At 50.6% G+C, this 16,398-nt stretch carries 12 protein-coding genes and 1 tRNA gene; 8 read left to right on the top strand and 5 right to left on the bottom strand.

Going from position 1 to position 16,398, the window contains the following annotated elements; translation table 11 throughout:
* Window positions 1-579: 579 nt before the first annotated feature.
* Window positions 580-655: transfer RNA gene (locus DHN43_RS22640), tRNA-Lys, on the bottom strand.
* Between the two features lie 762 nt (window positions 656-1,417).
* Here DHN43_RS22640 and DHN43_RS22635 point away from each other — a divergent pair.
* From DHN43_RS22635 to DHN43_RS22620, 4 genes are all read left to right on the top strand, one after another.
* A complete protein-coding gene (locus DHN43_RS22635; protein WP_063289846.1) occupies window positions 1,418-2,377 on the top strand; it encodes a TAXI family TRAP transporter solute-binding subunit in 960 nt (319 codons plus the stop codon).
* 128 nt (window positions 2,378-2,505) lie between these two features.
* Window positions 2,506-5,121 (top strand): TRAP transporter permease, encoded by a 2,616-nt coding sequence (locus DHN43_RS22630; RefSeq protein WP_108820127.1) that lies wholly within the window; start codon window positions 2,506-2,508, stop codon window positions 5,119-5,121.
* 42 nt (window positions 5,122-5,163) lie between these two features.
* Window positions 5,164-5,598, top strand: a complete 435-nt coding sequence (locus DHN43_RS22625) for a universal stress protein (protein ID WP_057462369.1) — start codon at window positions 5,164-5,166, stop codon at window positions 5,596-5,598.
* 227 nt (window positions 5,599-5,825) lie between these two features.
* Window positions 5,826-6,563: a cytochrome c biogenesis CcdA family protein gene (locus tag DHN43_RS22620; RefSeq protein ID WP_057462368.1), complete on the top strand. Its 738-nt coding sequence runs from the start codon at window positions 5,826-5,828 to the stop codon at window positions 6,561-6,563.
* A 77-nt stretch (window positions 6,564-6,640) separates the two neighbouring features.
* Here the strand turns inward: DHN43_RS22620 and DHN43_RS22615 are convergent, their stop codons facing one another.
* Window positions 6,641-7,573: a DMT family transporter gene (locus DHN43_RS22615; protein ID WP_256387195.1), complete on the bottom strand. Its 933-nt coding sequence runs from the start codon at window positions 7,571-7,573 to the stop codon at window positions 6,641-6,643.
* Window positions 7,574-7,669: 96 nt separating this feature from the next.
* The gene (locus DHN43_RS22610) at window positions 7,670-8,611 is read right to left on the bottom strand and encodes an SPOR domain-containing protein (protein WP_208995572.1); all 942 of its coding nucleotides are present in this window, start codon (window positions 8,609-8,611) and stop codon (window positions 7,670-7,672) included.
* A gap of 276 nt (window positions 8,612-8,887) precedes the next feature.
* On the opposite strand from DHN43_RS22610, the gene glmU reads away from it, so the two are divergent.
* Both glmU and glmS read left to right on the top strand, forming a co-directional pair.
* Window positions 8,888-10,246, top strand: coding sequence for a bifunctional UDP-N-acetylglucosamine diphosphorylase/glucosamine-1-phosphate N-acetyltransferase GlmU (gene glmU, locus DHN43_RS22605; protein WP_108820126.1), 1,359 nt, complete (start codon window positions 8,888-8,890; stop codon window positions 10,244-10,246).
* 171 nt (window positions 10,247-10,417) lie between these two features.
* Entirely contained in the window at window positions 10,418-12,244 is a 1,827-nt protein-coding gene (gene glmS / locus DHN43_RS22600; protein ID WP_108820125.1) for a glutamine--fructose-6-phosphate transaminase (isomerizing), read from the top strand.
* 104 nt (window positions 12,245-12,348) lie between these two features.
* Here glmS and DHN43_RS22595 read toward each other — a convergent pair whose 3' ends face one another.
* Window positions 12,349-12,702 carry a YbaN family protein gene (locus DHN43_RS22595; RefSeq protein WP_057466196.1) on the bottom strand — a complete coding sequence of 118 codons (354 nt, stop codon included), beginning with the start codon at window positions 12,700-12,702 and terminating at the stop codon, window positions 12,349-12,351.
* Between the two features lie 279 nt (window positions 12,703-12,981).
* On the opposite strand from DHN43_RS22595, the gene DHN43_RS22590 reads away from it, so the two are divergent.
* Entirely contained in the window at window positions 12,982-13,731 is a 750-nt protein-coding gene (locus DHN43_RS22590; RefSeq protein WP_063290907.1) for a DUF502 domain-containing protein, read from the top strand.
* A gap of 1 nt (window position 13,732) precedes the next feature.
* Here the strand turns inward: DHN43_RS22590 and recG are convergent, their stop codons facing one another.
* Window positions 13,733-15,835: an ATP-dependent DNA helicase RecG gene (gene recG, locus DHN43_RS22585; RefSeq protein ID WP_108820124.1), complete on the bottom strand. Its 2,103-nt coding sequence runs from the start codon at window positions 15,833-15,835 to the stop codon at window positions 13,733-13,735.
* A 177-nt stretch (window positions 15,836-16,012) separates the two neighbouring features.
* Between recG and DHN43_RS22580 the strand changes: the two genes are divergently transcribed.
* A complete protein-coding gene (locus DHN43_RS22580) occupies window positions 16,013-16,318 on the top strand; it encodes an FAD assembly factor SdhE (RefSeq protein WP_108820123.1) in 306 nt (101 codons plus the stop codon).
* The last annotated feature ends 80 nt before the right edge of the window (window positions 16,319-16,398 follow it).

The following is a 16,398-nucleotide window of genomic DNA, read 5'->3' as shown; positions in this document are numbered from 1 at the left end:
CCAGAATGCCTGGCTTCTGACAGCTAGTGACGGCATTCACAGCTTTTCCAGTATTAAGTTGAAAGAGAATTTAGAAGGGGTAGGAGGGGCGAAATCCTGCTTACCAAAACGCCTATTTGCTTACCATATGCTGACAAAAGCCAGAAAAGCAAAAAGCCTCCCGAAGGAGGCTTTGAAATTTCCTTGATAAATCAAGGAGAAGAGTGGTGCCGGCAGCAGGGATCGAACCCGCGACCCCCTGATTACAAGAAGGCGACAAAAATGGGCTTTAGTCTAATGATATCTAGGCTTGACAGGTGCTCGGCTTGGTAAGCTTGCCTTGAGGCTCTGACGGCTTATGACAGCTCGTTTTCAATTCTGCAATCTGTCAACCCAAGTGACTTGCTCGTCTGCTGACAACTATGACGACATTCACAGCTTTTCCAGAGCTAAATTAGAGAAGATGTTGAGGGCATTGTGAGAGCAAAATCGCGCTTTCAAACGCACTCATTTGCTTACATAGTGCTGACACAAGGCACAAAAGCAAAAAGCTCCCGGGAGGGAGCTTTGCTAAACCTCTTTATATACCATGAGGTTAAATGGTGAGCCCGCACGGGTTCGAACCGTGGACCTACTGATTAAAAGTCAGTTGCTCTACCAGCTGAGCTACGGGCTCTCGGCGTGACCGTTAGGTCGCTGCCTGTGAGGGGTCTTCTAAGGATTGCAGGGGCTTAGCGCAAGTGGTTTTTTCGATTTTCCACACGGAGCGTTTTTTGCGCTTATTTACCGTTCTTATGTTGTCTAAGCGATGAAATTACTGAAACCAACTCAATGTAAATGTGAGTAGTTAAATAGTGTTGGGTTTCGCTTCCTTGTTTTTCCAATTGGCACGTTCATTATCTGGCAGAGTGTAGGGTGCGGTGCACAAAATGCGCTTTCCGCTATAATCTGCTCTGAGGCGGGAGAGCGCTGCAATCATCTCGTTCATCCCTTGGTTTTGGGGGTATTATTAGTTCTCTAGGTGAAATAACGTAGAGATATTGCTCGAAATGAAGCGTGATACTTCACAAAATCTGTAATACCTTAGTATACTATTTTGTGGAAGCAATCGGCAGTTTGCTGGTGTATCACCTGATTTTTGGCAGTTTTTCGTGAAATATCTGTGGGGCTTTCGCGTGTGCGAAATGCTCATATATCTAAAAAATATTATTTGAATCAGTTTGTTAGGTGAATAGATATGCAGCTTGGTTGTTGCCGGTGGCTTTGAGAGTTTACTGGTAATCCAAGTAATAGATGTGTACGTATTTCACCGCTTTTGGCATCTTTCATTCTGTGCCAGTGGGAAATAGGCGTGTCTGATGGTTAAAATGCCAAGATTTCCTATTCGCGATACCGTGAGTAACGGGATCGCGCAATTACAACTTAAGTGGAGGTTCGTATGAAACTTAGCAATGTTGCAGTTGGAGCTGCGCTAATTGCGGTTAGCGTTGCAACTGGAGCTTCGGCAGAAAATCGTTTCGTATCCATCGGCACCGGCGGTGTTACCGGTGTTTACTACCCAACTGGTGGTGCGATCTGTCGTCTTGTTAACAAGACCCGTAAAGAGCACGGTATCCGTTGTTCTGTAGAATCTACAGGTGGTTCTGTTTACAACATCAACACCATTCAAAATGGTGAGCTGGAGTTCGGTGTTGCTCAGTCTGACGTTCAGGCGAATGCATACGAAGGTCGCTCCCAATGGGATGGCAAGCCTTTCGGTGAGCTGCGCTCTGTATTTTCTGTACATCCTGAGCCAGTAACAATGCTTGCTTCTAAAGGTTCCGGCGTAAACAACTACACCGACCTTAAGGGTAAGAAAGTCAACATCGGCAACCCAGGTTCCGGTCAGTATGCAACATGGCAGCTTCTTGAAAAAGAAGGTATCGTGAACAAGGCTGATCTTGCTCTGGCGACTGAGCTGAAGTCTGCGGAAGCTGGTTCTGCGCTCTGTGACGGCAAGATCGATGCTTACTACTGGCTGGTTGGTCACCCATCCGCATCTACTCAGGAAACTGTAAGCACCTGTGATGCGCAGCTTGTAAACGTTGAAGGTAAAGCGATCGACGATCTGGTCGACAAATACTCCTTCTACCGTAAAGCAACTATCCCAGCAGGCATGTACAACAACGCAGAAGACATCAACACTTTTGGTGTTGGCGCAACCTTCGTTTCTTCCGCTGCAGTGCCTAATGATGTTGTTTACGTCATTGTTAAATCTGTCTTCGAAAACTTCGACGACTTCAAAAAACTGCACCCTGCATTCAAAAACCTGAAAGAAGAAGAGATGATCAAGGCTTCCTTGACAGCTCCTCTGCATGACGGTGCAGTGAAGTACTACAAAGAACGTGGTTGGATGTAATCTACCCAAGTTTTCTACGATGCGGGGCTGTTCTGGCCCCGCATTTTTTGGCTTTCTATGAGATTTAGTAGGTTTCTTGCTCTGCCTTTACAGCTAAGGCAAAGGGGGAACTGTATTTGGGGGTGCAAATGAGTCCAGAACGACACAAAGCGCAGGTTGATGCGCAAGAATTGGTCGCTCAGGCAGATACCGGTGCACGAAGCCTGGCCGGTGGGCTAGGTGTGATGATTGCTGCCATTGCCTTTATCTGGTCCGTCTTTCAGCTTTATGTGGCCTCGAACGTTCCATTTTGGTTGAATGATACCTTTGGCATCAATCTCATTTTCAACAATTCTGCAGTTAGAAACATTCACCTGGCATTTGGCCTGGTGCTTGCTGCTTTTGCATACCCTCTGTTTTCCCGCAGCCCACGACATACCATACCGTGGTATGATTGGGTGCTCGCATTTTTAGGCGCTGCGGCTTGTCTCTACCTTGTGATTATGCGCTCTGAGATCGCTAATCGCGCCGGTCTTCCAACTCAGATGGATCTGATTGTGGCCACCACTGGCCTGACTGTGCTTGCGATTGCGGTTTACCGGAGCCTTGGTCTGCCTCTCGTTATTGTTGCTGCGGTTTTTGTTGGCTACGCAATGTTTGGCAACTCTCCTTGGCTGCCAGACGTCATTCAATGGCGTGGTGCCTCCTATGGTAAAGCCATGTGGCATTACTGGATTCAGGAGGAGGGCGTCTTTGGCGTTGCTGTTGGCGTTTCGGCGTCCATGATCTTCCTGTTTGTGCTGTTTGGTTCGCTGCTGGAGAAAGCTGGCGCGGGTAACTACTTTATCAAGGCCGCGTTTGCGCTTCTTGGGCATTTGCGTGGTGGCCCTGCAAAAGCGGCGGTTCTTGCCTCTGCGATGAGTGGTCTTTACTCTGGTTCTTCCATTGCGAATGTTGTGACCACTGGTACGTTCACCATTCCTTTGATGAAGCGGACCGGCTTTCCTGCTGAAAAGGCGGGTGCTGTTGAGGTGGCTTCCTCTGTGAATGGTCAGCTGATGCCGCCTGTGATGGGGGCTGCAGCCTTCCTGATCGCTGAATTCACTGGCACCAGTTATCATCAGGTTGTCATTCACGCCTTCATTCCAGCTGTGATTTCTTACATCGCACTGGTGTACATCGTGCACCTTGAAGCGTTGAAGATGAACCTGAAAGGTCTGCCTAAGCCTCCGGTTCATGTAACCATTTTACAGCGCCTGATTGGTGTACTGACAGGCTTTATCGGTATCACTCTTGTGGGTGCGGCCGTGTATTACGGTCTGGGCTGGACGAAGACTGCGTTCCCAGCACTCACGTTCCCTGTTGTGCTTGCGTTGTTTGCTGCCGGCTATTTGTGGTTGGTGTATATCGCCGCGCAGGTTCCAGACCTTGAGGTGGACGATCCTAATGCGCCGGTGAGTGAGTTGCCTGCTGCTGGCGATGTTGGCCGTACCGGTTACTACTTCATCCTGCCGATCGTTGTTCTGATCTGGTGTATTCTCGTCGAGCGGTTCTCACCGTCCCTGTCTGCGTTTTACGCGACTATGGCGATGACCTTCATCGTTGTGACCCAGCATCAGCTGAAAGCGTTCTTCCGTAAAGAATCTCAGGCCGGCCGTACATGGCAGGGTATTGTGGACTTCGTTGAAGGCATGATCGGCGGCGCTCGCAACATGATCGGCATTGCAGTTGCGACAGCTGCTGCGGGTATCATCGTGGGGACTGTGTCTTTGACCGGTATGCATCAGATGATTGCTGCATTGGTTGAGTTCCTGTCTGGCGGTAACCTGTTGCTGATGTTGGTGCTGGTTGCGGTGATGAGTTTGATCCTTGGTATGGGACTACCAACCACAGCGAACTACCTTGTTGTGTCCTCTCTGATGGCGCTGGTTGTTGTGGACCTTGGTGAGCAGACCGGATTTATCGTTCCGTTGATCGCAGTTCACTTCTTCGTCTTCTACTTCGGTATTATGGCGGATGTGACGCCTCCGGTGGGGCTAGCCGCCTTTGCGGCAGCTGCGATCAGTCGTGGTGATCCGATCAAGACCGGTGTTCAGGGCTTCATTTACTCTTTGCGTACTGCAGCCCTCCCGTTCCTGTTCATCTTCAACACAGATCTTCTGCTGATTGATGTTGAGCCACTTCAGGCTGTCTTCGTCTTTATCGTCTCTGTGGTGGCGATGATGTTGTTTGCTGCGGCAACGCAAGGGTACTTCTTTGCGCGCTCCCGTCTGTGGGAATCCGTAGCGCTGCTTCTCATTGCGTTTACGCTGTTCCGTCCGGGCTTCTGGCTCGATCAGGTACAGGATCCATACGTAACTGCTACAGGTCCGCAAATCATGGAGATGGTTGGTGAAGCTCAGCCGGGTGATATGGTGCGTCTTAACCTCGCAGGTCCGGATTTTGATGACATGGATAAAATCCTGACACTGACATTGCCTCTATCAATTGGTGAGGAGCAGGGGGCTGACGCACGACTTGATGCATCTGGTCTGATTACCATGCAGGATGATGGAGCTGTGGTGCTTGATGAACCATTCCCAGGCACGACATTTGCTGAAAAACTGCAGGGCTTTGACTTTTACGGAGATGTTCCGGTTGTGATCGTAAGCTCTCAGGTGGATGCAGAACGACTGCCAAAACAGTTGTTCTATATTCCGGCTTTGCTTCTGCTCTTGCTGGTTGTTGCACTTCAACGTCGACGCCAAACACAGCCCGCTTTTTAAGCGGGCTGTGCCATAAAACTATAATTTTTGAGGAGTTGGGAAATGTACTCCAATATCTTGCTGCCTTTGGATCTAAACGAAGAAAGCAGCTGGAAAACTGCGCTTCCCGTGGCTGTTGATCTGGCTCGTCATTACAAAGCTCAGCTTCATGTGGTGACGGTATTGCCGGACTTTGGCAAATCTATCGTTGGTGGTTATTTCGCTCGCGAGTTTGAAACAGAGGCTTTAGAGCGTACGCGTGAGGCTCTTGAAGAGTTTCTTGATACGCAGCTTCCTGATGAGGAGCTGGATGTGAAAGGGCATATTGCCCACGGAACGATCTATGAAGAGATCACAAGCGCAGCAGATAAGCTGGGCACTGATCTGATTGTTTTGTCTTCGCATCGTCCAGAGTTGAAAGACTTCCTGCTTGGACCGAATGCGGCGCGTGTCGTGCGCCATGCCAACCAGTCTGTTCTGGTTGTACGTGACAACTAAAGGTCACAGTTGATATTTGTGGTCGACGGTAGGTAGCTGCTCTTACCTACCGTTCACCAAAATGTGTCGCAGATTTTCTTGCCTGTTTGACGAAACACATCCAACTTTCAGCAAAATTGTATATATAAGCCTTGGTGATCTATTGATGGACTATGATGTCGTCACGCTTCCGTGCGTGCAAACGTCAGGTCATGTGGATGCATTCCAAGTGGAATTAGGATAGCTATATGTTGCAAGACATCACCCTTTGGGGCGCTTTTTTCGCAGGCATTTTGTCTTTTGTTTCTCCCTGCGTATTGCCGCTGGTGCCGCCTTATCTTGGGTATATTGCTGGTTTATCCATCGAAGAGGTGACGAGCGAAGATAAGAGCGCTGCACAAAGCAATCGGGTTATGGTTGCCGCGATGTGTTTCGTTGCCGGTTTCTCAACGGTGTTTGTGTTGCTTGGTGCAAGTGCTTCATTCCTTGGTCAGTTTGTTCTGCAGTATTCGCAGTATCTTGCCTATTTGGCTGGCGGCATGATCATTATTATGGGCCTGCATTTTCTTGGCGCCTTTAAAATTGGGTTCCTTTACCGCGAAGCGCGTGTGCAGATTGATCGTCAGCCGGGTGGTTTTGGCGGTGCTTATTTGATGGGGCTTGCTTTTGGTTTTGGCTGGACACCGTGTATCGGCCCAGTTCTGGCAAGTATTCTCTTAATTGCGGGTACGCAGGCCTCAGTTAATCAGGGTGTTATTCTGCTCGCTGCCTATGCGTTGGGTATTGGTGTGCCATTCATGATTGCTGCGATGTTCGCGGGGCCGTTTATGGGCTTCATGGCGCGCTTTCGTAAGCACATGGGGATGGTTGAAAAGGTAATGGGTGCGTTTCTCGTGCTCACCGGTGTTGGTTTCCTGACCGGTTACATTCAGGCATTCTCCTTCTGGTTGCTCGAAACCTTCCCGGTCTTTTCGCAGATCGGCTAATGGACGCTCCAGATTTTGAGATGAAAAAAGCAGGCTCTAAGGCCTGCTTTTTTGTGCTTGGTGTATTGCTTCAGTTTCTAAGCGCTGGCTTTTCGCCGGAATAAGCTTGCTGGTAAGGTTGCCAACAAGAGCCCTGCCATGATTGGGATGAAGCCCAGATAATGGAATGCCTGGAGCTGTTCTCCCAAAAACAGGACTGCCATGCCGACACCATATGGTGTCATCAGGTACATGAACATACCAGCGATCGATGGCCCAACCAGTCGGATGCTGAACTGGTAAGTCAGAAAAGAGGCCACTGAAGCGATTAGCGCGACGCCTGCGATAGACATCCAGACTTCACCTGTATCGGGTATAGAGGCTGTGATCGCCATTTCAGCGACTGCAAATGGAGCTAGGATGATGGTTCCAAGAATGGCGAGAATTGCAAACAAAGGAGCTGTAGAGATTGTTTGTAGCTGGCTTTTCTTGATGAGTACGGAGTAAATTGCCCAGCTCAGCGTACACAAGGCAAACAACAAATCACCGCTGTTTAGTTGCAAGTTGAGCAGGTTGCCGAGCGAGCCTTTGGTCACAATCACAAAGACACCGATGATGGCGAGTGAGATCCCGGCAAACTCCCTTATGGCAACTGCTCGCCCTCTGAAGAGCCATTCAAGCGCCAGGATAAGGGCAGGGGCAGCTGAATAAATCAATGTTCCGTTGGTCGCTGATGTTTCTTTTAGAGCCAGATAGACAATAGCTCCGCAGATCCACATTGCAAGGAATGCCATGAAGCTGAGGAGCTTCAGGTTTTTGCGGATCAACGGCATGTTGGCTTTGAGCTCACGGTATGTGAACGGCAGAAGAATAAGTGAAGCAAGGCCCCATCTAAAAAAAGCAAGGGTCCACGGCTCTGTATGAGCGATGGCTGGTTTGGCGATTATTATGTTGGAGCTCATGAAAATGGGCATGAGAAACAACAGGGCGTATGTTGATGCCCAATTTGAGCTCGAAGATGAATGAGACACGCGTGGTATTCCGAAAAGACCTGCAAGGCACGAAGAAACGCTCACGTCATTGCTGACAAGCGACTCAATGCTCAGGTGCTAAAAGATGAAAGCAACTTATTGGAAAATGGTTGGCAAGCAATTGACTTTTTCTCGCGCCAGTCTTGCGCACACAACAGCGGTGTCTGCAGCATTGTAAAACGGGCCAGCTGTCAGCGTGTATTTTGTAGAGTCGTCTACTTTTGCAGCGGAAACGCGTTTCTTCAGATTTCCGAGCAGGAGAGGATTGTCTTCCCTCAGCCTTTGCCACTTGCTTTCCAGTGAGTTTGCATCTTCGAAATTGCCCAGTTCAATGGCAAAGGACGTGCGAAGAATTCTTCGAGTCCCTGATTGGCGAAGCTTGCCTGCTGCCGGTGTTTTTTGAAACTCAGGCAGATCGAGAGCGGATGCTTTCTCAGGAATGGAGGCGACTGTCTCTGGATTAGAAGCTTTTGGTAAAGCGATGGCCGCAAGTGTACCAACTTCGGAAAGCTTAATTTCTGGCAGAGGACTTGCTGTGATGATTGGTGCTGAAGCTTGCAAGAGTTCAGGTGCTGGCAGGGTTTCTATTGGTGTCGCCGGTTTTTGCTTCGGCTTTACCGAGGTTTTGACTGATGCCGCGGGGATTTCAGCTTCTGATGTTTTGTGCGCTGCTGCTTCATCAAGCGCTTTAACATGACTTGATAGTCTGCGGTTTTGCTCTGTGAGACGCAGTACAGAACGACGTAAAGATATGATTTCTTCCCTCACAGCATGCAATTCTTTTGAGTTTTGCAGGTTCTGTTGTGATTCGTTTCCGCGGGTATTTTCATACACTTGGAATGCGTTTTGCGCTGTTTGACTACCAATAGAGGCGGTTGTGGTAACCGGGCCGGGAGCGGGGAGCGGGAGTGTGATCTGCGAATAAAGTGCCTGTTGGGAGGCGAATTTGCCAGGCATCTGCACTGCGGATGCGGCGAGGGCGACAAACGAGAGCGCAGCAATACCCCATGCAAGAACGGTAATGCGTTCTCGCAGCACTTTCGGTTCCTGTCGTAACTCGTTGATTTTATGAGGAAGTCTCAAAGCTTCCGGGCGCCTCGTATTCGAATCTAATCCTAACTATATGTATTAGCTTGGTTTTTTATGGTTAACAAAGTGCAAATACAATCTGAAAAAGATGTATTAAACACTATCTGCTACTTCTAATGGGTGCGCTGATTTTCTTGGTGAAAGCACTGCGATGTTCTTTGAAATGCCAAAGCACTCGTGCAATTTGCCTGTCAGTTTGTAATTCTAGGTTCCCAAGGGGTTTGCATGTCCAATAGTTCTTGTTTGGCAATTGTTCTGGCTGCTGGATTAGGAACGCGTATGCGTTCGACCCTGCCAAAGGTGATGCACGAAATTGGCGGATTGCCACTTGTCGGACACGTCCTGAATTCCGTTATGCATGCTGGTGCTGATAAAGTCGCTGTTGTGGTTGGCCCTGAGATGGCAAAGCTGGAAGAGCATGTCGCCCTGCGCGCTCCACACGCGACCTGTCATGTTCAGGTTGACCGACTGGGCACTGCGCATGCTGTGAAAGCTGCCGAGGAGGCTTATAACGACGCCTCTGATCATGTTCTTGTTCTTTTCGGAGATACTCCGCTTGTGAAGGCCGACACGCTGCACCGTTTGCGCGAGCGCCTGTCTGGCGGGGCGGATGTTGTTGTGCTCGGCTTTGAAGCTGAGAACCCATTCGGTTATGGTCGCTTGCTTGAAAGTGATGGCGAACTTGTTGCGATCCGTGAAGAAAAAGAAGCAACAGATGAGGAACGCAGAGTCACTCTTTGCAATGCGGGTATCATGGCGTTCAAGGGCAACGCTCTGCCTGATTTGATTGCTGAAATCAAAAACGACAACGCCAAGGGTGAATATTACCTGACGGATGCCGTTGAGGTTGCGCGCAACAAAGGGATGAAGGTTGTGTCTGAACTTGGTGATGAAAAAGAAGTTCAGGGCATTAATAACCGGGCTCAACTTGCCTCCTGTGAAGCTGTGTTCCAGCAGGTCCAACGCGAAACTTTCATGGAAAACGGTGTGACATTGCGCGCACCAGAGACCGTCTACTTCTCATTTGATACTGAGATTGAGCCGGATGTTATTGTGGAGCCGAATGTGGTGTTTGGCCCGGGTGTACATGTTGATGGTGGAGCTCGTATCCGTGCGTTTTCTCATCTGGAGAATGCGCATGTGAGTACTGATGCGACCGTTGGTCCTTATGCCCGGCTGCGTCCAGGTGCTGAGATTGGCGAGGGGGCTCATATTGGCAACTTTGTCGAGATCAAGAACGCAAAGGTTGAGGCTGGCGCAAAGGTCAATCATCTCTCCTACATCGGTGATGCGCGCATCGGTGCGAAGTCCAACATTGGAGCGGGTACAATCACCTGTAATTATGATGGCTATTTGAAACATCACACAGATATCGGTGCAGGCAGTTTTGTTGGCTCAGACAGCGTGCTTGTTGCCCCGGTTAAGCTGGGTGATGGCGCCTTTGTTGCTGCCGGATCTGTGGTGACCTTTGATGTGCCAGCTGACGCATTGGCGATTGGCCGAGGCCAGCAGGTCAACAAAGAAGGCCGTGCTGCTGTAATGCGTGAAAAGCTTGCCGCGGCTAAAGCTTCAAGAAAGGGCTGAGTAATATTGATGCACATTGCTGAGGTTGGCGGTGTGCTTATTCAATTATCCTCAAGCTGTAACGAAACGAAACACGGATTGATTTCCCTCGCATAGAAGCATCGGGCTAAAGACTTGGCCTAAAGTTGATGCTCGCACCAGTTGCGAGGTGGGAATTCAAGGAGAACATATATGTGCGGTATTGTCGGAATTTTGGGGCAGACACCTGTTGCACCATTGCTGGTAGATGCGCTGAAACGGCTTGAGTATCGCGGATATGACTCTGCTGGTATTGCAACTGTCCAAAACGGTGAGTTGGTTCGCCGCCGTGCGAAAGGGAAACTGCGCAATCTGGAAGCTGTGCTGGAAGGTAACCCTCTTGGCGGCGCGAGCGGCATTGGCCACACCCGTTGGGCGACGCATGGTGCTCCAACTGTTGAGAATGCGCATCCACACGCTTCTGACGGTGTGATGGTGGTTCACAACGGTATTATTGAGAACTTCCTCGAGTTGCGCGAAGAAGTGCGCAAGGCGGGAGTGAAGCTTTCCACTGAAACGGATTCTGAAGTTGTTGCGCATCTCATTTCACTGGAAGTGAAAAGCGGTAAGTCTCCACAGGATGCTGTTGCTGCCGTTCTTGGTCGTCTGAAAGGTGCCTTTTCGCTCGCAATTTTGTTTGCTGATCAGGATGATCTGATGATTGGCGCACGCCGTGGCTCGCCGCTTGCTGTTGGGTATGGTGAGGGCGAAATGTTCCTCGGCTCTGACGCAATTGCGTTGTCTCCGTTTACTGATCGCATCAGTTACCTTGAAGAGGGTGACTGGGTTGTTGTGACACGCGCTGGCGCACAGATCTTTGATGAAAACAATGTTGCCGCCGAGCGGGCTGTTCACACATCCAGTGTGAGTTCTACCATGATGGACAAGGGCAACTACCGTCACTTCATGGCAAAAGAAATTCATGAGCAACCAGAAGTCTTAGGTCATGCAATTTCGCAGTACCTGAAGTTCAATGAGGGTAAGGTCACTCTGCCTGAGGGAAATGATTTTGATTTCTCTAAGATCAATCGACTTGTGATTTCCGCATGCGGTACTGCATATTACGCGGGTCTGACTGCAAAGTATTGGTTTGAGAAGTACGCTCGGCTTCCGGTAGACATCGATATCGCTTCGGAGTTCCGTTATCGCGAAATGCCTCTGGGCGAAGGTGATCTGGCTCTGTTTATTTCTCAGTCTGGTGAAACGGCTGATACTCTTGCATCGCTGCGCTACTGTAAAGAGCAGGGCATGACCATCGGCGCAGTGGTGAACGTGCCTGAGAGCACAATTGCACGTGAATCTGATCTGGTGTTTCCTATCTTTGCTGGTCCGGAAATTGGCGTTGCGTCTACGAAAGCCTTCACCTGTCAGCTTGCTGTGCTCGCCAGCCTTGCTGTTCTTGCTGGTCGTCAGCGTGGAAACTTGAGTGAAGATCAGGAAAAAGATCTGGTTGGTGCTCTTGCCGAACTACCCGCTCATGCGATGCAGGCTTTGAAGCTGGAGCCTCAGATCGAAAAGCTGGCACCGTGGATGTCCAAGAAGCACCATGCGCTGTTCCTTGGCCGTGGCACGAGCTTCCCGTTGGCACTGGAAGGGGCTTTGAAGCTGAAAGAGCTTTCCTACATTCATGCAGAAGGCTATGCAGCAGGCGAGCTAAAGCACGGCCCGATTGCGCTGATTGACGAGAACATGCCAGTTCTGGTTGTCGCCCCGTTCGATGGTGTTTACGAGAAGACTGTTTCCAACATGCAGGAAGTGGCAGCTCGTGGCGGCGAGATTGCTCTGTTCACAGATGAAAAAGGCGCTGAGGCAGCAGGTGTTGCTGCTGACCAGATGATCATTCTGCCAGAACTCCCTGAAATTGTTGCACCACTCATCTACGCACTGCCACTGCAAATGCTGTCCTACCACACCGCTGTCTTCATGGGCACAGACGTGGACCAGCCACGTAACCTGGCGAAATCCGTTACGGTTGAATAGTTGCTCAGGAAAACTGTTGGTTTTCAAAAGCGCGGGGCTCATTGTTCCGCGTTTTTTTGTTCAGGAGGTGTGGTTTCAGAACCTCTTTTACGAGGTCGAGACTTTCAAGTGGCCAGGGGTTTGGAGGGGCGGCTGGCTATGTAGGCGGCTATGGCGCACATCATGAGGGCGACTGCTACGGCGAGCAGGATTGTTGGATGCGACATTTTCAGGAACATCAGGTAGCCAAAGATTAGGCCTGTGAAGGCAAAAAACTTTGCTCTTTTTGGGATGACCTTATGTTCCTGCCACTGGATGACACTTGGTCCGATTTTTGGATGTGTCAGGATCCAGTTTTCCAGGCGCGGGTTGGACTTTGCAAAGCAACCTGCTGCAAGGATGAAGAAAATCGTTGTCGGCAGCAGTGGCAAAAAGATGCCAACAATCCCTGTGGCCACAAGGGCTAATCCAAGTGTCATATAGAATAGCTTCTTCACAGAGAGCTCCACTTCCGGCAAGCATGATATGCCTTATACGCCGTGTTGGTGAGTGCTGACAATAGGGGGAGTTTGGCTATTGGCGCATCAACCGGCGACCATGGCTAACATATCCACCCTCTTAGATGAGAAGCATGAATTCTTTTTCAAGAGGAACTTGCAAAACCGACAAAATACACTAGTTCGTAAAGAAGCACGGATATACCTGCGCCTTGACGCTGATATAAAGCGGAAGGTTCCCGAATTAAGAAAGTTTGGCCGATGGGATCTGACGGGGATAAAAAGCCGAAGCGCGTTGGGTTTATGACGCGGCTGCGGAACTATTTCTTTACTGGCCTTGTGATTACAGGCCCGGTTGGCATTACGCTTTACCTGAGTTGGTCCTTGATCCAATTGATTGATGGTTGGGTGAAGCCCTTCCTGCCATCCATCTACAATCCAGATAATTATCTGCCGGTGGAAGTTCCAGGTTTCGGATTGTTTGCAGCGCTGCTCGCAATCACGGTGATCGGCTTCCTGACAGCTAACATTGCGGGGCGCTCGCTCATCAGCGTTGGCGAGTCCATTCTTGGTCGCATGCCGTTGGTGCGTAACCTTTATTCTGCGTTGAAACAGATCTTTGAGACTGTTTTGAATGATAGCGGGCGTAACTTCACCAAAGCAGGGCTGGTTGAGTATCCGCGCAAAGGTTTGTGGGCGATTGTGTTTCTTGCCACGGACACCAAGGGTGAAGTTGCTGCGCATCTGGAAGAACAAGCGGATACGGTTTCTGTCTTCTTGCCAACCACGCCGAACCCGACCTCTGGTTTTTTGCTGTTTGTACCACGCGATGACATCATCGAGCTTTCCATGAGCGTTGAAGATGCCGCAAAGCTGGTGATTTCAGCTGGTCTTGTCAGCCCGGAGTATCCGAAGCTGTTAGAGGGCGAGGATAAAAAGGCCGTTGAGGCGCATCAGCGTAAGAAAGCTGGCAAAGGCGGCGATGGTCCAGAGACTGTCGCAGCTGAATAGGTCAGCCTGCTCTGAGCAGTTTGATAGCTTCGTCTCTGGCGAAGAGGTACAGGAGGTGGCGCAAGGCGTCGCCTCTTTCTGATTCAAGCTCAGGATCGGTTGCCAGAATAAGCTTTGCATCATCACGAGCGATCTCCATCAAATCGGCATGATCTTCAATGGAGGCGAGCCGGAAGCCCGGTGTGCCGGACTGACGGGTGCCCAGGAGCTCACCTTCGCCGCGCAGGCGCAGATCTTCCTCTGCGATAAGAAAGCCATCGTTGGTTTGGCGCAGGATGTTGAGGCGAGATGCCGCTGTCTCATTAAGAGGGGCTTTGAAGAGGAGCAGACATGAAGAGGCTAGACTTCCGCGGCCAACGCGTCCTCTGAGCTGGTGCAGCTGTGCAAGGCCGAAACGTTCAGCATGTTCAATAACAATGATGGTTGCGTCCGGGACGTCAACGCCAACCTCGATCACGGTGGTTGCCACGAGTACGCGCGCGTCACCATTTTTGAAGGCGTCCATGGCGGCTTGCTTTTCATCAGCCTTCTGACGTCCATGCACAAGAGCGACAACCGGGCCGAGGGCGTTTTGCAGGTCGTTGAAGCGTTCTTCGGCAGCGGCGAGATCGATCTTTTCAGACTCTTCCACCAGAGGGCAGACCCAATAAATCTTCTGTCCCTGTGCAATCATCGCTTTCAGGCGGTCAACAACTTCACCGATGCGATCCAGTGATATGGAGACGGTTTTGATTTCCTGACGGCCTTTTGGCTTGTCGGTCAGGCGGGAGACGTTCATATCGCCGAAATAAGAGAGGACCAGCGTGCGTGGGATTGGTGTTGCTGTCATCACAAGCACATCCACGTGGGCACCTTTGGAGGACAGAGCCAGTCGTTGGTGGACACCAAAGCGGTGTTGCTCGTCTACGATGGTGATGCCAAGGTCTTGGAAGTTGACAGTTGACTGGAAGAGCGCGTGGGTGCCGACGATCAGGTCGATTTCACCTGCTTCCAGCGCTTCGCCAATCTCGCGTTTTGTTTTGGCTGTGTCTTTACCTGACAAAACGGCGGTGCGGATGCCTGCTGCATCGCAGAGGGGTTTCATGGAGGCGTAGTGCTGGCGGGCCAGAATGTCTGTTGGGGCCATCATAGCGGCTTGAGCGCCTGTCTCGATAACTGCTGCCATTGCCATGAGGCCGACGACCGTTTTACCTGAGCCAACATCGCCCTGTAGTAGTCTCAGCATACGGGTCGGCTCTTCCAGATCCGCGAAGATCTCTTTCAGTGCCTCTTCCTGACCGCCTGTGAGTTCGAACGGGAGGGCTGCAAGGATCTTTCGGCGTAACGAACCGTCGCCTTTGCGGGCTTTGCCGCCCATGTGGCGCAGAGAGTTGCGTACAAGAGCTAGGGCTAGCTGGTTTGCCAGAAACTCATCGTAAGCGAGGCGTTCGCGGGCTTTGCCTTCTGGTGCCAGATCTCTGGCATCTTCTGGTTTATGTATGGACCGCAAGGCAACATCAAACGGCGGGAAATCGCGTTGTTCTATGAAGGGCTGATTTTGCCACTCAGGCATTTGCGGGAGAAATTCAAGAGCGGTGCCCATCGCGCGTTGGAGCGTTTTGGAGGCAAGGCCCGCTGTCATTGGGTAAACAGGCTCTACGAGTGGCAGGTTTTCTGCTTCTTCCTCAGAAACCATATGATCTGGGTGCACCATTTGGGCGCGGTCGTTAAACCATTCCACCTTACCAGAGACGATGCGCTTCTCACCCTCGGGCAGCGTGCGATGCAAGAAATCTCCGCGTGCGTGGAAGAATACCAGCTCAATGGCTCCGGTCTCATCATGCGCCAGAACCTTGTAGGGGGCACGGCTGCCGCGTGGCGGTGCGCGGTGCTGGTCTATGTGGAGCACAAGCGTCACGATTTCCCCCTCAGGGGAGCCGGAGACACCTGGGCGCAAGCGTCGGTCGATAACATTTACCGGAACATGGAAGAGCAGATCGGAAATGCGGGCGTCGCGGTCCGGGCTGCCGACAAGCAGATTTGTTATGGTCTTCGCAATCTTGGGGCCGATACCCGGAAGTTTGGTGACCGAAGCGAAAAGAGGATCAAGGCGAGTAGGGCGCATACCATATAGACCAGAACGTGAACAGCAGATCTGATCTGTGCCATGTTCCTGTGATTTGTGCAACGCCCTTAAGAAAACACTGACAGATGAAAATAAGGGTTGTATACAGGCGAAACATTTTGGCCCTATCTATTTGCAGATAGTGACAAGGATCAGCGACCTTCTAAGGAAACGACGATGGATCAGAGTGCGCAGAGCGAAGATCAAAACGAGAACACTGGGCTGGATAACCGCCGTAAACGTATCATTTTCCGCTGTCACCATCGTGGCATGAAGGAAATGGACATCATGCTTGGCGGCTATGTTGAAAAGCATATTGCTCAGATGAGTGATGAAGAGCTGGATGAGCTGGAAGTGTTTCTGCAGCATCATGATCAGGATCTCTTCTCATGGTTTATTGGCACAAAGCCGGTCCCCGATGAAGCGAACACAGATCTGTTCCGCAAGATCCTCGATTACTACAAGGACAAGGCTGGAAGCTGATTGCGCTGTTGTATCTGATTGGCTGTAGATCAGGTGTCTGTTATTGCCCGCCGACGATTTGAAATAATAAGGTTGCCCCT

Origin of the sequence: Pseudovibrio sp. Alg231-02 (assembly GCF_900143565.1) — a bacterium.
GTDB lineage: Bacteria > Pseudomonadota > Alphaproteobacteria > Rhizobiales > Stappiaceae > Pseudovibrio.
The sequence above is the reverse complement of the archived record's forward strand: the minus strand, read 5'-3'. Positions and strand labels throughout refer to the sequence as shown.